We start from the raw sequence: 15755 nt of genomic DNA, 5'->3' as shown, positions 1-15755 counted from the left end.
GTCCGAATTGCCTGGTGAGGGCACAGTGTTCATGCTTACACTCATGCGCATGACCTCGTCCGGCCACCGCTCCGCTCATCGACCCGGGCGCTGTTTCGGGCGGTTTGCGACATTGGTCGTCATTGCACTCATCGCTGGCGCCGGATGCTCCGGTGACGATGCGCCGGCGTCGTCGGCGACGGGGTCTGCCGCGGCCGCCACGCCGGACGAGGGGCCGCGGCCGCTCAGCGGCGACGAGGCGCAGCGGCTGTCGATGATGCGCTACACGAACTACACCGACGGCGTCCGCGCGCTCCGTTTCGAGGTGGTCGACGGCGGCCGCACGCTGGCCGTCGATGGCTGGGCCGACTTCGCCGCGCACGTCGGCTATGCCCACGTCAGCGAGGACGGCGGCGACCCGCTGCTGGTCGCGTGGACGCTCTCCGGCATCACGTCGCACGAGCCCGTGGGTCCCGGCGCGGACAGCGGACCGCCACTGCCTCCGCCCGACGACGCCGCCTGGACCACGGCGGCGCTGGCGCCGGACCGGTCGCGGCTGCACGCGGTGCTCGCACTGATCTTCAACGCCGCCAGCGACCGGCCCGACAACCCGCTGCTGCTGCAGCAGACCGACGCGCGGTGGCTGCGCTCCGACGAGGTCAGTGGCGTCGCCGTCGACGTCGTGGCGGGCCCGACCGCCGACCGCGCCTACGACCCCGCGACCGCCACCACGGCGCCCGACGGCAGCGACGCGAGCGTGCGCTACTGGGTCGACGACGAGAGCCGGCTGCAGCGGCTCGAGGCGCGGCTGGGCGGCGGCGGTGACTGGACCGCGGTCGACTTCTCCGACGCGCCGGACGTGGACTTCGCCGGCATGTTCCTCGAGACGACGGCGAGCGGCTGATGACCGACGACGAGGGCCGCGTGCCGGACGAGGACACCGTCCCCAAGCCGGGGGGTACCCGCCGGCGCGACCTGCTGCGCGGGCTGGCCGCCGCCGGCGCCGCGGCGGGCTTCGCGGGCGCCGCCGGGCTGGCGGCCGGGCGCGCGACGGCCGACGACACCCACACCAGCCGGCTGGCCGCGTCGCCGAGGACTGCCGTCCCCACGCCGTCGGCCACCCCGTCGCGACCCGACACCGTCGACGCCACCGGCCCGCACCAGGCCGGCATCGTCCGGCCGGACACCCCGCAGCCGCATGGGCTGCTCATCGTGCTCGACCTGGTGACGGCGCCCGCCGCGACGGCGGCCTCTCGCGACGCCGTCCGGGCCCTGTGCCGGCGGCTCGGCACCGCGATCCTCGACCTCACCGGCGAGCGGGCCACCGAGGCCGGGCTGCTCGACGGGCCGGGCGACCTCACCGCGACCGTCGGGCTCGGGCCGCGGGTCGTCGCGGCCTTCGGGCCCGGACTGCCGGGCGCCGCGCCGCTCCCGGCGTTCGCGAAGGACGCCGCCGTCACGCCCGAGCGCACCGGCGGCGACCTGCTGATCGCCGTCCACGGCTCGGACCCCAACGACGTGCACCGCGCGGCGACCTGGCTCACCGCGCGGGCCGCACCCGACGCCGTCGTCCGCTGGTCGCAGCGCGGCTTCCGGGCGCCGGGCACCGGCACCATCGCCCGCAACCCGCTGGGGTTCCACGACGGCGTCATCGTCCCGCACGACGCCGCGGAGCAGGACGAGCACGTCTGGATCGCCGACGGGCCGTTCGCGGGCGGCAGCATCTGCGTCGTGCGCCGGCTCCGCCTCGACGTCGCGGGCTTCACCGCCGAGCCGGTCGACCACCAGGAGGCCGTCATCGGGCGCCGTCGGACCGACGGCACCCCACTGTCAGGCGGCGGCCCCACCGGCGAGGTCGACCTGCTCGCCAAGACCCCCGACGGCCAGTACGTCACGCCCGCGCGGTCGCACGTACGGGCCGCGCACCCGTCGGTCACCGGCAGCGCGCTCATGCTGCGCCGCGGCTACGCCTTCGACGACGGCGGCGACGACCACGGCCTGCTGTTCGTCTGCTTCCAGCGCGACCTGCGCACGTTCGTCCAGACCCAGTTCCGCCTCGACGAGGTCGACGACCTCGGTCAGTACGTCACGCCCACCGGCAGCGCGACCTTCCTGATCCTGCCCGGCTTCGACGCCGGCCGGCCGCTCGGTGTCACCCTGCCCTGACGGTGTCCTCGACCGGCCGGTCCGCGATGGGCCGGCCGTAGTCGACGGCGTCGAGCACGGCCTGCGGGGCGCTGTCGAGGAGCTGCGCGTCCGGCCGGGCGCCGAGCGCGTCGTTCACCGTCGAGAACGCCACCCGGAGCGCGCTGAACACCGTCAGGCCGAAGATCTCGCCGTCGCTCCAGCCGGCGTCGCGCAGGTCCTGGACGTCGCGCTCGGTGGTGCCGTTCGGGTCACGGACCACCTTGCGCGCCCACGCCGCCATGGCCCGTTCCTTCGCCGTCAGGCCGTCGTCGCGGCCGGTCAGGACCGCTGCCGCCGTCGCCGCATCGGCCTCGCCCGCCAGCTTGGAACCCCAGACCAGCGAGCAGGGCGAGTCGCCCAGGGAGGAGGCGACGGCGCCCACGAGGATGCCACGCTGGCGGATGGTCATGCCCTGGCTCTCCCACACGTACGTGATGAGGTCGAACAGCTTCTGGTGCGCCTCCGGATCATGCGCCCACAGCCGCGTGACGTTCATGACGTAGCCGTCGTCGGTGAGGTCGTGCTCGTAGATCTCCTGCGCGCCGGGCGAGTCCGGGGCGTCGCCGAGGAGGTGCGGGCGGGTCATCGGGCCACCTTCGGTCGGTCGGGTTCGTCGAGCAGCGCGGTCAGGACGGGATTGTCGATGTCGGCGGCGAGCACGCGCGCCGTCCCCAGCGCGCCGCCGTCGCCGAGTCGGTGCCGGTGCAGCTGCGAGCGGACGACGAGCTCGCGCATCTCGCCGCGGGCGGCCAGCGCGCCGAGCGTGGCCACCAGTGGCCGGGCGCTCTCCTCGTCGCCGCGGTCGAGGGCGGTGCCGATGGCGGTGTCGAGGACGTGTCCCTGCATCCAGTGGTAGCGGTCGGTCACGCGGTTGCAGCGCACCGTGGCCTCGGTCAGCCACTCCGTCGCCGCGTGCTGGTCGCCGCGCCCGGCGTTGAGCAGGCCCAGCCCGCGGGCGGCGAACCCCTCCCAGCACGGGTCGCCGACCTGGCAGCCGAGCACCCAGGACTGCTCGAACGCGTCGGCGGCCGCGCCGAGGTCGCCGTTGCGCAGGTCGACCTCGCCGCGCAGCGCCTGCGGCCAGGGCAGGAACGCCATCCAGCGCTGCTCGTGCGCCAGTTGCAGCGACCGGTCGGCGGCCATGGTCGCCTGGTGCCGCTCGTCGCGCAGCAGGTGCGCGCGGGCGAGGATCGACTGCGACCACGCCTCCTGCCGGTCGTCGCCGGACGAGCGGGCTCGGTCGATGGACTCGCCGAGGAACACCAGCGCCGCGATGTAGTCGGCCTCGTCGGAGGCGTTCTGCCCGCGCACGCCGAGGATCCCGGCCAGCTCGGCGTCGGTCTCTGCCAGCTCCTGCGCCCGGCTCAGCCAGGTCCGCGCCGCGGCCCGGCGGCCGGCCTGCACCTCGACGAAGCCCAGCTCGCGGTGGCAGGTGACGAGAGTGGCGCGATCACCCGCCGCCGTGGCGAACCTGAGGGCTTCCTGCAGGACGAGCGCGCCCTCCTCGTCGCGGCCGCGGACGGCGTGCACCAGGGCCGCGCCGAGCGCCGTCAGAGTCCGGGCCTGCAACTGCTGGTCGCGGCAGCGGGCCGCCTCGGCGACCGCGCGGCGCAGGCACTGGATGCCGGGGTCGACGGCGCCGGCGACGATGGCCGCCCGGCCCGCGTCGAGCTGGCTCAGCGCCGCCGCGCGTCCGCTCAACGGCGGCGTCTTCGCGGAGTCCGTCGCCACTGAAGCGGCCTCCGTCAGGGCCGCCGACGCCTCGACGCCGAGCTCGCGCATGAGCACGTCCTTCCCGGCCGCCACCTGCCGCATGGCCGCCGTCCGGTCACCGGCCATGGCCAGGCTGCGGACCAGCAGCTCGTGGTTGCCCTCTTCGAGCGGGTTCACCGCCACCACCCGGGCCGCGTACGGGACGGCGTCAGCGGCGCGGCCCGTGGCGAGCAGCGAGACGGCCGCCTGGCGCAGCCGCGTCTCGAGCCGGGCCGACACGCGGTGCCGCTCGACCGCGAGCCACGACTCCACCTCCGGGCACGCGGCCAGGTACACGCCCTCGAGCAGCTCACCGCGGGCCTCCAGCAGCGGCGCCGGGTCGGCCAGCTCGTCGGTCAGCAGCCGCACGTCGATCGCCTCGCCCGGCACGCCACCCGTGACCGGGTCGCCGGTGAACACGTCGGGCCGCCCGAGCGTGCGGCGCAGCTCCGCCAGCGTCCAGCGCAGCGCGCCGAGCGGGTCCTCCGCGTCGGCGAAGAACAGCTCGGCGAGCCGCTGCCGGCTCGGCGGCCGGTCGGCGAGCAGCACGTACGCCAGCAACGCCCAGGCCTTGCGCCCCCGCGGCGGGCGGATCGGGCCGCCGTCGTGCTCGATGACCGGCGGCCCCAGCAGTCGGATCGTCCCCATGCGCACCCCCCTCGCCTGGGTCGATTGTCACTCCGATCGGCGGGCCGCGGAACGGTTCGCGGCCCGCCGATTCCAGGTCAGTCGCGCGCGGTGACCGGCCGGCCGTCGGCCGTCCACGCCTTCAGACCGCCGTCCAGATGCGCGACGTCGGTGTACCCCAGGTCCTGCAGCGCCCGCGTCGCCAGCGCCGACCGGCCGCCCGACGCGCAGTACAGGATCGTCTGGCCGGCCGGGCTGAACTCGGCGCGGTGATACGGGCTGGCCGGGTCCGCGTAGAACTCGATCATCCCGCGCGGCGCGTGCACCGCCCCCTCGATGACGCCGTCGCGGCTGACCTCCTCCGGCTCGCGGATGTCGATCAGCGTGACGCCGCCGGTCGCGATCTGCTGCGCCACCTCGTCGGTGGTCAGGTTGCGGATGCGGCTCTTGGCGTCGGCCACGAGGTCCAGGACGGACGGCTGTGGTGTGCTCACGGTGGTGTTCTCCCCCGGTTTCTCGGATGTGTGTCGCTTGCGATCAAGGACGATCCGGCAGCGGCGTGTGAAACCGCGTGTGACGGGGATTGCCGTGGACGGGGCGGGTACGGGATGCTGCACGGACGATCTTTCGACGGCGCTCTGCGAAACTCGTGTGGAGGGAGGACGCGATGACTCCGACGCTGGTCGGCGAACGGGTGGTGCTGCTCGACCCCGCCGGTGCGGCCGTGGGGACCGCGCTGAAGAGCGAGGTGCACCACCAGGCGACGCCGCTGCATCTCGCGTTCTCCTGCTACGTGTTCGACGCGGCCGGCTCGCTGCTCGTCACCAAGCGCGCCTCGGCCAAGACGACCTGGCCGGATGTGTGGACCAACTCCTTCTGCGGGCATCCGGCGCCCGGCGAAGACGTGTACACGGCCATCGCGCGCCGTGCGGCCGACGAGCTCACCATTCGCCTCGGCGACCTGCGCCCCGTCCTGCCCGCGTTCCGCTACCGCGCCGTCATGCCCAACGGCGTCGTCGAGAACGAGGTCTGCCCCGTCTTCGCCGCCTCGACCGCCGATCCGCCCGAGCCACACGCCTCCGAGGTCAGCGGCTTCGAGTGGATCCCCTGGCGCATGTTCCGCGACGACGTCCTGTCCGGACGGCGCGAGGTGTCGCCCTGGTGCGCCCTGCAGGTGGCCGAACTGGCTCGGTTCCCGTCCGACCCGCTCTTCTGGCCCACCGGCGATCCCGCCGACCTCCCGCCCGCCGTCCTCGACCCCGTCGGGTAGGTCGCCTGCCCGGCAACCGTGTGGCACAGGTGCGGGAACCGGGTGGCATCACTGTCGTCCTGGCGACACCTGTGCCACCCAGTCGGCGCAGCGACCTCACATCGTTCCCGCGATGCGGTCGCGGAGCACGGGGACCCAGTGGTCGCCATAGCGTTCGTGCAGCTCAGAGCGGCGCCAGTCGACGCCCGTCACGACGCCGCGGCAGCCGGGCGACCCGCACCGGCAGACCAGCCGGAAGCCGGGGTCGTCGGTGATGGTGCCGTAGTCGAGGGTCAGTTCGGCACCGGCGAGCACGGGGCGGCGGGTCCGCAGCTCGAACGGGTCGGCCCACCACAAGTCCGGGTCGCAGCCGTGGTTGCAGCCCTCACCGGCGGCGTCGGCGGGCAGCACCAGGTTGGAGTCCTCGTAGACGGAGACGGTGTCGACGTAGCCGACCGCGGGATCGTCGAAGAGGGCCTGCAGCTCGGCGTCGGTGACCAGGCGGCCGCCCAGCCGCGACACCGTCAGGCCGGCGGGCAGGTCGGTGCGGGCGAACAGGCCGGTGCCGTGGATCGGCGAGCGCCGTGGTTCGACGGACGGGTTCAGCCAGGTGTCCGGACCGGGAACAGGCGGCGACGTCGACGGCACGGGTCTACCGTCGCACACGCCGGAGCGCTATCATGATCGAGTACGGCACGCCTTCCGGCTCGGGCTCGATCCGACCCGGGAGGCATTCGGCGTTTCTGGGCCCGGTACCGAATCAGCCGGCAGGGCAGAATGCGACGATGGCGACGAACCAGACCTCCGCACCCACCCGGCTGACCCGCATGGGCGACAAGGCCGTCACCGAGCTCGCCGCCCTGCACGCCCTGCTCGACGACGTCCTGCTGGGGCACGTTGCAGTGGTGGTCGACGGGCATCCGGTCGCCTTCCCGACCGCCGTGGCCCGCGACGGCGACCGCCTGCTCGTGCACGGGTCGACGGGGTCGTCGTGGCTGCGGACGCTCGCCACCGGCACGACCGCCAGCGTCACGGTCACCGCACTCGACGCCGTCGTCGTGGCGCGGGCGTCCTTCGAGTCGTCGTTCCACTATCGCAGCGCCGTGCTGTTCGGCCGGTTCGCCGCCCTCGCCGGCGACGACAAGGAGCGGGCGCTCGACGTGCTGGTCGACCGCATCCTGCCCGGCCGCACCGGCGAGCTGCGCCGCCCGACCAAGCGTGAGCTCGCCGCCACGCTGATCTGCGCCATGCCCATCGACGAGTGGTCGCTCAAGGTGTCCGAGCGCTGGCCCGACGACCTCCCCGAGGACGTCGACGGCCCGGCCTGGGCGGGCATCGTGCCGCTGCGCAGCGGCTACGGCGACCCCGTCCCCGCCCCCGACCTGCGCGACGGCATCGCCGTCCCGCCGTCGGTGCGTGCCCTGACTGACTGAGGGCCGCGCGGGTACGCCTCCACCATGAGTGGTTCGGGCACGGTGCGCGTGATGACCTGGAACGTGTGGTGGCGCTTCGGCGAGCGGTGGCGGGAGCGGCAGATCGGCATCGCCGCGACGCTCGCGGCGCACCAGCCGGACATCGTCGGCCTGCAGGAGTCGTGGTCCGTCCGCGAGGCGTCGCAGGCGGCGGTGCTCGCGGCGCCGCTCGGGCTGCACTCCGTCTACGGCGGACCGTCGCTCCCCGACCCGATCGAGGCGCCCGGCCACGACGGCGTCGACCTCGGCCTGGCGATCCTCAGCCGCTGGCCGATCCGGCACGCGTGGACGCACCGGCTCCCGACGAGCCGCGCCGAGCGCCCGGTCGCCCTCGTCGCCGCCGTCGAGCATCCGGACGGCGTCCTGCACGTCGTCTGCGCCTGCGCCGAGCACCACGCCCACCTTGCGGACGACCACCTGGCGCAGACCCGCGAGCTGGCCCGGCTGGTCACCGACCTCAGCGCCCGCGACGGCGACCTCCCGGTGCTGCTGGTCGGCGACCTCAACGCGGGACCGGACACCCCGGAGATCGCGACCCTCACCTCCGGCGACGCGCTGACGGACGCATGGACGGCCGGCGGCGCCGACGGCGACGGCGTCACCTTGAGTGCCGCCCATCCCGACGCCCCCTTGGGCGCGGTGAAGCAGCTCAACCGCCGCATCGACTACGTCATGTTCCGCCCGTCGATCGGCGGCTCGGTCCCCAAGGTGACGCGGACGGCCGTGGTGGACGAGCCGGTCAACGGCCTGTACCCGTCCGACCACTTCGCCGTGATCGTCGACCTCGCCGTGTGATCCGGATCACTGCCGTTCATGGACGGCGGCTCCATCTCGTCTCCCAGGGGTGAGCACGACGAGAGGAGACGCCATGAGGATCTTCGTCGCCGGAGCGTCCGGCGCGATCGGCAGGTACCTCGTGCCCGAGCTCGTGGAGCGCGGCCACGAGGTGGTCGGCACCACCCGCACGGCCGCCAAGGCCGCAACGCTGCGCGACCTCGGCGCCGAGCCGGTGGTCCTCGACGCCCTCGACCCCGAAGCGGTGGCCGACGCCGTCGCCAAGACCGAGCCGGAGGTGATCGTGCATCAGCTCACGGCGCTGAACGGGCCGATGCGCACCGTGAAGCGGATGGCGGCGGCCACCAACCGGCTGCGCATCGAGGGCACCGACCACCTGCTGGCCGCCGGCCGCGCCGTCGGTGTCCGCACCGTCGTCGCGCAGAGCAACTACGCCCCCCTGCTCCCGGACGGCGGGCGGCTCCTGGACGAGAGCGCCCGGATCGATCCGGACCCGCCCCGCGACATCGCGGCCAACGTGGCAGCGATACGCCACCTCGAGGCCGCGGTCACCGGCATCACCTGGGGCGACGGCATCGTGCTGCGCTACGGCGGCTTCTACGGTCCGGGGACCGGCATCGAGACCGCGCCGGACGCCGTGATGGCCGGGCTGGTCCGCAGGCGCCGGTTCCCGATCATCGGCGGCGGTGGCGGGCTGTGGTCCATGGTGCACATCACCGACGCGGCGTCGGCCACCGTCGCGGCGATCGAGCGGGGCGCCCCGGGCATCTACCATGTCGCCGATGACGACCCGGCGCCGGTGCGCGACATCCTGCTCGGGCTGGCCGGCGCGCTCGGCGCCAAGCCGCCGCGGCGGGTGCCCGCCTGGCTCGTGCGGCCGTTCGCCGGCCGCGGCGCGGTGGAGATCATGACGCGGTCGCGGGCCATCACCAACGAGAAGATCGAGCGAGAGCTGGGCTGGACACCGCGGTTCCCGAGCTGGCGGACCGGCTTCGTCGAGGGGATGAGCTGACCCGTATGTCCGGCGCCGACCTGTACGACGAGCTGCGGCCGCGGGCGTTCGCCATCGCGTACCGCATGCTCGGCAGCGTCGGCGAGGCCGAGGACGTGGTGCAGGAGGCGTTCCTGCGCCTGCACCAGACACGACGGCGCGGCGAGGCGATCGCGTCGCCGCGGGCCTACGTCGCCACGCTCGTCACCCGCCTGGCGATCGACGAGCTCCGCTCGGCCCGGGTCCGGCGCGAGCGCTACGTCGGCGAGTGGCTGCCGGAGCCGCTGGTCGGCGGCTCACCACCTGGCTCGCTGCCGGGCCTGTCACCCGGACCGTCGCCGGCCGAGCAGGCCGAGCAGTCCGACTCGCTCTCGCTGGCGTTCCTCGTGCTGCTCGAGAACCTGTCGCCGCGGCAGCGGGCGGCGTTCCTGCTGCGTGAGGTGTTCGACTACCCGTACGCCGAGGTCGCCGAGATCATCGGCAGCGACGTGGACAGCACCCGGCACCTCGTCGCGAAGGCGCGCCGGCACGTGCGGGAGCGTCGGCCGCGCTACGCCGCCTCCCGCCGGCAGCGCGACGAGCTCGCGCGGCGCTTCCTCGCCGCCGCCGAGCTGGGCGATCTGCCCGCACTGGAGACGCTGCTGGCGCAGGACGTGGCGCTGTACGTCGACGGCGGCGGCAAGGTGCCCGCGCAACGCAAGCCCGTCCACGGCCGGACCCGCGTCGCCCGGACGCTGGCCGCCGGAATACCCCTGCTGGCCCGCCGCGACGTCCGCGTCGAGGTGCGCGAGATCAACGGCCAGCCGGGCCTGGTCGCCCTCGACGCTCAGGAGCGGCTGGTCGGGATCATGGCCCTCGACGTCGCCGACGGCGAGATCCTGGCCATCCACTCCGTCGCGAACCCCGACAAGCTGCGCCGCGTCACTCCATGATCATCCAGGATCGGTGGCGCTATCACGCCCCGAATCCTGGATGATCATGGAGCTGCCGGGATCTGCACATCGCCTACGGCGCGATGTTCTGGTTCAGGTGGAACACGTTGTCCGGGTCGTAGGCGCGCTTCACCGTCCGCAGCCGGTCGTAGTTGCCGCCGTAGTTCACCGCGACCCGGCCCTGGTCGTCGCCGGCCATGAAGTTGACGTAGCCGCCTTCCTCCGACAGCGGCGCGGTCGCGGCGTAGTAGTCGCGCACCCACTGCGTGTTGGCGGAGTTCTGCGCCGGGTCGGGCCACATGCCGGCGATCACGGTCGCGAAGTTCGCGTCGCGGTAGGCGAACGCCGTCGCGTCCGGGGCGACCCGGTGGACCGCGCCGTTGATCGGGTAGATGTGCATCGTCGAGTTGACGACCGGCACCTTCGGCCCGTGCGCCAGGTGCGCTGCGATCGCCTCGTCCGACAGCGAGCGGACGAAGTTCGCCTTCCAGTAGTGCTGCAGTCCCGGCGGCACCAGGGCGTCGAACGCGCTGTTCAGGGCCGGGTACGGCATCGGCCCGACGTGTTCGGCGACCACGGGTGCGACGTCGCGCAGTTCCTTGAGCACGGCCTCGCCCTCGTCCAGCGGCCCGGCCCAGCAGGACACGAACGCCAGGAACGGCTCTCCGTGACGCTCCTCCGGGATGAACGGCAGCGGCGGCGCGATCTGGTACGCCGGGAAGCCGCCGAACTGCTCCGGCGCGTCGTCGATGAACTCGCGGTAGAACCGCAGCACGTCCGCGGCGTCGTCGAGCGAGAAGAACATCGGCCCGCCGTAGATGTCCTTGACCGGGTGCAGCTGGAACTCCAGCGACGTGACGACGCCGAAGTTGCCGCCGCCGCCGCGCAGCGCCCAGAACAGGTCGGCGTTCTCCTCCTCGTTCGCCACGACGATCCGGCCGTCCGCCAGCACCACGTCGGCGGAGACCAGGTTGTCGCAGGACAGCCCGAAGCCGCGGGCCAGGTACCCGATGCCGCCGCCCAGCGTCAGCCCGCCGACCCCCGTCGTCGAGATGATGCCGCCGGTGGTGGCCAGGCCGTACGGGTAGGTCGCGGCGTTGAAGTCGCCCCAGGTGGCGCCGCCCTCGGCGCGCGCCGTCCGGGCGCCCGGGTCGACGCGGACCCCGCGCATCCCCGCGAGGTCGATGACGACGCCGTCGTCGACGGTGCCGAAGCCGGGCACGCTGTGCGAGCCGCCGCGGACCGCGACCTCGAGGTCGTTCGCCCGGGCGAACCGGACGGCGGTCGCGGCGTCCCCCGCGTTGGCGACGCGCACCACGGCGCGCGGGCGCCGGTCGATCATCGCGTTGTAGACGCGGCGGGCCTGGTCGTAGCCGTCGTCGCCGGGCGCGATCACGGCGCCTCGTACCTGCTCGCGCAACTGATCGAGCGTGAAGTCGGACATGGTGGTTCCCCCTCGTGGTGTTGGCCAACACCACAGGTCTCCCACCTGGACGTGTGACGCAACGTGTGACTCCCGCACCCGTTGCCAGCGGCGCCCGCGGGGAGTAGGACTGGACGGGTGGGGACGGTGGACCCCTGGGTCAGTGCACCCGCGCGCATCGCCGATCCGGACGAGGGGATCTCGGTCGACGAGCTGCGGCTCGCCGCGCGCAACCACGGCATGCCGCTCGAGGCGCTGCGCTACGACGTCACACCGCCCGGCCTGCACTACCTGCTCACGCACTACGACATCCCCGCGCTCGACCCGGGTGCCTGGCGCCTGACGGTGTCCGGGGCGGTGGCGCGGCCGCTCTCGCTGGGCCTCGAGGACCTGCGCGTCAGGCCGCGGGTGACACAGCGCGTGACGCTCGAGTGCGCGGGCAACGGCCGCGCCCGGCTGCAGCCGCGCCCCGTCAGCCAGCCCTGGCTCGACGAGGCGGTCGGCACGGCCGAGTGGACGGGGACCCCGCTCGCGGGGGTCCTCGCCGAGGCGGGGGTCGCCGCGACCGCCGTCGACGTCGCCTTCGCCGGCGCCGACCGCGGCTTCGAGCGCGGCGTCGAGCAGGACTACCGGCGCGGACTGTCGCTGGGAGAGGCCATGCGCGACGACATCCTGCTGGTCGACGAGATGGACGGCCGGCCGCTGCCGCCGCAGCACGGCGCGCCGGTGCGGCTGATCGTCCCCGGCTGGTACGGCATGGCGCACGTGAAGTGGCTGGTCGAGGTGACGGTGCTCGAGGCGGAGTTCGGCGGCTACCAGAACGTCACGTCCTACCGCCTCAAGCAGGACGCCGACGAGCCGGGCGAGCCGGTCACCCGGATCATGCCGAAGGCGCTGGTCCAGCCGCCCGGCGTGCCCGACTTCCAGAGCCGCGTGCGCGTCGTCGACAGCGGCGTCGTGGAGCTGACGGGGCGCGCGTGGTCCGGCTGGGCCCCCGTCGACACCGTCGAGATCAGCGTCGACGACGGCGTCAGCTGGCGGCCCGCCGAGCTCGAGCCGCCGGCCGACCCGTATGCGTGGCGGCTGTGGCGCTATGTGTGGGACGCCGCACCCGGACGGTACGAGCTGCGGGCCCGCGCCCGCGACACGTCCGGGAACGAACAGCCGGTCGGCCAGGCCTGGAACCGCCAGGGGATGGCCAACAACCACGCGCAGCGGGTCACCGTCGTCGTCCGCTGACGAAACTTCCTCGCCCGACCTTGTCGGTATCGGCCACTACGGTTCGACGTCTCGGTGGGGACGCACCGTGCGCCCCCTGTGGCACAGACCACTGGGAGGGACGATGAACGCTCTCGCTATCGAGGCCGAGGGCCTGGTGAAGCAGTACCGAGGACGCACCGGCACCGTCGACGCGGTCCGCGGGGTGGACCTCAGCGTCACCGCGGGCGAGGTGTTCGGCTTCCTGGGCCCCAACGGCGCCGGCAAGTCCACCACCGTCCGCATGCTGACGACGCTGCTGTCCATCACGTCGGGCACGGCCCGCGTCGCCGGCATCGACGTCACCGCCGACCCCGACGCCGTCCGCCGCCGCATCGGCGTCGCGCTGCAGGAGGCCGGGCTCGACCCGCGCCAGACCGGGCGCGAGCTGATCGTGCTGCAGGCGCGGCTGTTCGGCAGCAGCACGGCCGAGGCGGCGCAGCGGGCCGAGGAGCTGCTCGAGCTGGTGGAGCTCACCGAGTCCGCCGACCGGCGCATCAAGGGGTACTCCGGCGGCATGAAGCGCCGCCTCGACCTCGCGTCGGCGCTGGTCCACAGGCCCGAGGTGCTGTTCCTCGACGAGCCGACCACCGGTCTCGACCCCGCCAGCCGGCTGGGCGTCTGGGACGAGGTGCGCCGCATCAACCAGCGCGGCACCACGGTCTTCCTGACCACGCAGTACCTCGAAGAGGCCGACCAGCTCTGCGACCGGCTGGCCATCATCGACGGCGGCCGCATCGTCCGGGCGGGCACGCCGTCGTCGCTGAAGAAGGAGCTGCGCGAACGGCTCCGGCTGCCCGGCGACGCGCCCGACCCGACGCTGGACGAGGTCTTCCTCGACGCCACCGGTCGGACCCGCGAACGCGCGGCCGGCGAGGTCCAGGAGGTGGGGGCGTGACTGCGGCCCGCAGCCAGGCGCCAGGGAGAAACAAGACGAGCGGCCTGGTCCAGGCCGACCTGCTCGGCCGGCGCGCCATCCGCGAGTCGCTGCGCACGCCCGAGGCGCTCGCTCCGACGCTGTTCATCCCGGTGTTCTTCCTGGTCGTCAACTTCGGCCAGGCCGGAGAGATCTTCCCGTCCGACTCCACGCCGTTCCTGTACGGGCAGACCTACGCCGCGTTCCAGCTGCCCAGCTCGCTGCTGCTCGCGGCGTCCTTCGGCTCGGCCGCGCTGTATCTGGTCGAGGACATCGAGGGCGGCTACTTCGACAAACTGCGGGCGGCACCGGTCTCGCGCAGCGCGCTCGTGCTCGGCCGGCTGCTCGCCGAGGGCCTGAAGACGGCGGTGCTGACCATCGCGCTGATCATCATCGCGCTGCCGTTCGGCGTCACCATCGCCAGCGGGCCCGTGGGGCTGGTGCTGCTGCTGGTGCTGACGTCGTTGTGGGGCATCGTCTTCGCCGGGTTCATGCAGCTCATCGCCCTGAAGACGCGCAGTGCGGCGGCTACGAACTCCGGCGGGCTGATCTTCTTCCCGCTGCTGTTCCTGACCCCCAACTTCGTGCCGCGCGACCTCCTCACCCGGCCCATGGAGATCGCGGCGACGCTCAACCCCGTCACGTACGTCATGGAGGCGCTGCGGTCGCTGATCCTCCAGGACTTGCAGTGGGACGTCCTGGCCCGCGGGTTCGGCGTGGTGGCGGCGTTCGGCGCACTGATGCTGTTCCTCAACGTGCGGATGGTCCGCCGCTACGACTGAGCGGGGTGGCGGCCGGCCGGTGATCATCAATGATCCGACCCCCTCTGGGTGGTTGGATCATTGATGATCACGGGGTCATCCGCGGCCCCTCCCCACCCGACCCGGCGTCTCGGTTCGCGGTGACCTCTGGCTGGGGTTGCCCAGTCACGGCTGGCCGACGCCCCGCCCACCGTCAGCGACCAGAGCGATCCGAGACGAAACGGTCCGAGGGCCAGAGCCCCTCACCGCCACGCCATTGACAACACATTCCCAATATGACAACATGTTGTCCATGACCACGAAGACAGCACACATCGCTCTGTACGACACGCTCGCCGACTGGGAGATCGGATACCTGCTCGTCGAGCTGCGGACCGGCCGGTTCACCGGCACGCCCTGGAACGTCGTCGCCGTCGCCGAGTCGGCCGAGCCGATCACGACCATGGGCGGGCTGCGCATCGTCCCCGACCAGGTCCTCGCGGGCCTCGACCCGGCGGACAGCGACCTGCTGGTGCTCGCCGGCGCGGCGCACTGGGACGAGGGCGGCGGCAGCGCGTGGACCGATGCTGCCCAGCGCTTCCTCGACGCGGAGGTGCCGGTCGCCGCGATCTGTGGCGCGACGGCGGGCCTCGCGCGGGCCGGACTGCTCGACGACCGCGACCACACCAGCGCCGCGGTCGAGTACCTGATGGCGCAGCCGGGCTACGGCGGCCAGGACCGCTACGTCGACGCGCGGGCGGTCGTGGGCGGCGACGTCGTGACGGCCGGGCCGGACTCGCCGGTCCAGTTCGCCCGCGCGACGCTGAGCCGGCTCGGCCTGGCGTCGGAGCAGACGCTGCAGGCGTACGAGGACGTCTTCCATCGCGCCGACGCCAGCGCGTACCCGGTCCTCATGCAGGCACACTGATCGCCATGACGACGACCGACGTCCCGCCGCGCGCGGAGTGGCCGGAGCCCGGGCCGGCCACTCCGGCGGGCGAGGTGTTCACCGACATCGCGCTGACGACGTTCCGGCTCAACGCCCGGCTCATGGAGGCCGCACAGGACATGGCGGCGGCCGGCGGCATCACGGCCGCGTGGTGGCAGGTGCTCGGCGGCGTCCTCGACCGGCCTCGGACGCACGCCGACATCGGCCGGCTCATGGGCATGTCGCGGCAGGGCGTGCGCCGGGTCGCCGACCTGCTGGTCGAGCAAGGCCTGGCCGAGTACCGCGACAACCCCGCACACCGCCGCGCCAAGCTGCTGGCCTGCACCGAGGCCGGCTACTGGGCCATCCGGCGCATCTCGCTGGTCCAGCACCCGTGGGCCGAGCACATCAGCTCGCAGCTGGACCTCGACGACCTGCGCCGCGCGCTGACCACCATGCGCGAGCTGGTCGCCGTCCTCGAGGCCGACCGTCCCGCCGACAGCTAGG

General features: G+C 73.5%; 17 protein-coding genes. 12 read left to right on the top strand and 5 right to left on the bottom strand.

The window, feature by feature from the left end; translation table 11 throughout:
* The first annotated feature begins 112 nt into the window (after positions 1 to 112).
* Positions 113 to 883: a hypothetical protein gene (locus HD601_RS11960; RefSeq protein ID WP_184822133.1), complete on the top strand. Its 771-nt coding sequence runs from the start codon at positions 113 to 115 to the stop codon at positions 881 to 883.
* Positions 883 to 2145 (top strand): Dyp-type peroxidase, encoded by a 1263-nt coding sequence (locus HD601_RS11955; protein WP_184822131.1) that lies wholly within the window; start codon positions 883 to 885, stop codon positions 2143 to 2145. The genes HD601_RS11960 and HD601_RS11955 overlap by 1 nt, the downstream gene beginning before the upstream one ends.
* Here the strand turns inward: HD601_RS11955 and HD601_RS11950 are convergent.
* The 3 genes from HD601_RS11950 to HD601_RS11940 all read right to left on the bottom strand — a co-directional run bounded on the left by HD601_RS11950 (position 2132) and on the right by HD601_RS11940 (position 5039).
* A complete protein-coding gene (locus tag HD601_RS11950; RefSeq protein ID WP_184822129.1) occupies positions 2132 to 2752 on the bottom strand; it encodes a carboxymuconolactone decarboxylase family protein in 621 nt (206 codons plus the stop codon). The two genes, HD601_RS11955 and HD601_RS11950, sit on opposite strands and share 14 nt — an antisense overlap.
* Positions 2749 to 4566 (bottom strand): AfsR/SARP family transcriptional regulator, encoded by a 1818-nt coding sequence (locus tag HD601_RS11945; protein WP_184822127.1) that lies wholly within the window; start codon positions 4564 to 4566, stop codon positions 2749 to 2751. The genes HD601_RS11950 and HD601_RS11945 overlap by 4 nt, the downstream gene beginning before the upstream one ends.
* Before the next feature lie 77 nt (positions 4567 to 4643).
* On the bottom strand, positions 4644 to 5039 hold the full coding sequence (locus HD601_RS11940; protein WP_184822125.1) for a rhodanese-like domain-containing protein: 396 nt from the start codon (positions 5037 to 5039) through the stop codon (positions 4644 to 4646).
* 173 nt (positions 5040 to 5212) lie between these two features.
* On the opposite strand from HD601_RS11940, the gene idi reads away from it, so the two are divergent.
* Positions 5213 to 5815 carry an isopentenyl-diphosphate Delta-isomerase gene (idi, locus tag HD601_RS11935; protein WP_184822123.1) on the top strand — a complete coding sequence of 201 codons (603 nt, stop codon included), beginning with the start codon at positions 5213 to 5215 and terminating at the stop codon, positions 5813 to 5815.
* A 96-nt stretch (positions 5816 to 5911) separates the two neighbouring features.
* Here idi and HD601_RS11930 read toward each other — a convergent pair whose 3' ends face one another.
* Positions 5912 to 6442 carry an SET domain-containing protein gene (locus HD601_RS11930; protein ID WP_184822121.1) on the bottom strand — a complete coding sequence of 177 codons (531 nt, stop codon included), beginning with the start codon at positions 6440 to 6442 and terminating at the stop codon, positions 5912 to 5914.
* Positions 6443 to 6579: 137 nt separating this feature from the next.
* Here HD601_RS11930 and HD601_RS11925 point away from each other — a divergent pair, with 137 nt between their 5' ends.
* The 4 genes from HD601_RS11925 (at position 6580) to sigJ (ending at position 9984) form a co-directional block, all read left to right on the top strand.
* Positions 6580 to 7227: a pyridoxamine 5'-phosphate oxidase family protein gene (locus HD601_RS11925; protein ID WP_221440864.1), complete on the top strand. Its 648-nt coding sequence runs from the start codon at positions 6580 to 6582 to the stop codon at positions 7225 to 7227.
* Positions 7228 to 7278: 51 nt separating this feature from the next.
* Positions 7279 to 8061 (top strand): endonuclease/exonuclease/phosphatase family protein, encoded by a 783-nt coding sequence (locus HD601_RS11920; RefSeq protein WP_184822119.1) that lies wholly within the window; start codon positions 7279 to 7281, stop codon positions 8059 to 8061.
* Positions 8062 to 8134: 73 nt separating this feature from the next.
* Positions 8135 to 9073: an NAD-dependent epimerase/dehydratase family protein gene (locus HD601_RS11915; RefSeq protein WP_184822117.1), complete on the top strand. Its 939-nt coding sequence runs from the start codon at positions 8135 to 8137 to the stop codon at positions 9071 to 9073.
* A 5-nt stretch (positions 9074 to 9078) separates the two neighbouring features.
* Entirely contained in the window at positions 9079 to 9984 is a 906-nt protein-coding gene (sigJ, locus tag HD601_RS11910) for an RNA polymerase sigma factor SigJ (RefSeq protein ID WP_184822114.1), read from the top strand.
* A gap of 73 nt (positions 9985 to 10057) precedes the next feature.
* Here the strand turns inward: sigJ and HD601_RS11905 are convergent, their stop codons facing one another.
* A complete protein-coding gene (locus HD601_RS11905; protein WP_184822112.1) occupies positions 10058 to 11428 on the bottom strand; it encodes an FAD-binding oxidoreductase in 1371 nt (456 codons plus the stop codon).
* A 117-nt stretch (positions 11429 to 11545) separates the two neighbouring features.
* On the opposite strand from HD601_RS11905, the gene HD601_RS11900 reads away from it, so the two are divergent.
* From HD601_RS11900 to HD601_RS11880, 5 genes are all read left to right on the top strand, one after another.
* Positions 11546 to 12646: a molybdopterin-dependent oxidoreductase gene (locus HD601_RS11900; protein ID WP_184822110.1), complete on the top strand. Its 1101-nt coding sequence runs from the start codon at positions 11546 to 11548 to the stop codon at positions 12644 to 12646.
* 103 nt (positions 12647 to 12749) lie between these two features.
* Complete coding sequence (locus HD601_RS11895; RefSeq protein ID WP_184822108.1) at positions 12750 to 13562, top strand: ABC transporter ATP-binding protein; 813 nt, start codon at positions 12750 to 12752, stop codon at positions 13560 to 13562.
* Positions 13559 to 14362, top strand: a complete 804-nt coding sequence (locus HD601_RS11890; RefSeq protein WP_184822106.1) for an ABC transporter permease — start codon at positions 13559 to 13561, stop codon at positions 14360 to 14362. Before HD601_RS11895 ends, HD601_RS11890 begins: the two co-directional genes overlap by 4 nt.
* A gap of 271 nt (positions 14363 to 14633) precedes the next feature.
* On the top strand, positions 14634 to 15248 hold the full coding sequence (locus tag HD601_RS11885) for a DJ-1/PfpI family protein (RefSeq protein WP_184822104.1): 615 nt from the start codon (positions 14634 to 14636) through the stop codon (positions 15246 to 15248).
* A gap of 5 nt (positions 15249 to 15253) precedes the next feature.
* A complete protein-coding gene (locus HD601_RS11880) occupies positions 15254 to 15754 on the top strand; it encodes a MarR family winged helix-turn-helix transcriptional regulator (protein WP_184822102.1) in 501 nt (166 codons plus the stop codon).
* Position 15755: the final 1 nt, after the last annotated feature.

Origin of the sequence: Jiangella mangrovi (genome assembly GCF_014204975.1) — a bacterium.
GTDB lineage: Bacteria > Actinomycetota > Actinomycetes > Jiangellales > Jiangellaceae > Jiangella > Jiangella mangrovi.
This window is presented reverse-complemented; position numbering and strand designations above follow the sequence as displayed.

Bases quoted from the DNA above. Each gene is read 5' to 3' on its own strand.
- HD601_RS11955 (WP_184822131.1), top strand. From the start codon at position 883: ATGACCGACGACGAGGGCCGCGTGCCGGACGAGGACACCGTCCCCAAG.
- HD601_RS11950 (WP_184822129.1), bottom strand. From the start codon at position 2,752: ATGACCCGCCCGCACCTCCTCGGCGACGCCCCGGACTCGCCCGGCGCG.
- HD601_RS11945 (WP_184822127.1), bottom strand. From the start codon at position 4,566: ATGGGGACGATCCGACTGCTGGGGCCGCCGGTCATCGAGCACGACGGC.
- idi (WP_184822123.1), top strand. From the start codon at position 5,213: ATGACTCCGACGCTGGTCGGCGAACGGGTGGTGCTGCTCGACCCCGCC.
- HD601_RS11925 (WP_221440864.1), top strand. From the start codon at position 6,580: ATGGCGACGAACCAGACCTCCGCACCCACCCGGCTGACCCGCATGGGC.
- HD601_RS11920 (WP_184822119.1), top strand. From the start codon at position 7,279: ATGACCTGGAACGTGTGGTGGCGCTTCGGCGAGCGGTGGCGGGAGCGG.
- HD601_RS11915 (WP_184822117.1), top strand. From the start codon at position 8,135: ATGAGGATCTTCGTCGCCGGAGCGTCCGGCGCGATCGGCAGGTACCTC.
- sigJ (WP_184822114.1), top strand. From the start codon at position 9,079: ATGTCCGGCGCCGACCTGTACGACGAGCTGCGGCCGCGGGCGTTCGCC.
- HD601_RS11905 (WP_184822112.1), bottom strand. From the start codon at position 11,428: ATGTCCGACTTCACGCTCGATCAGTTGCGCGAGCAGGTACGAGGCGCC.
- HD601_RS11895 (WP_184822108.1), top strand. From the start codon at position 12,750: ATGAACGCTCTCGCTATCGAGGCCGAGGGCCTGGTGAAGCAGTACCGA.
- HD601_RS11885 (WP_184822104.1), top strand. From the start codon at position 14,634: ATGACCACGAAGACAGCACACATCGCTCTGTACGACACGCTCGCCGAC.
- HD601_RS11880 (WP_184822102.1), top strand. From the start codon at position 15,254: ATGACGACGACCGACGTCCCGCCGCGCGCGGAGTGGCCGGAGCCCGGG.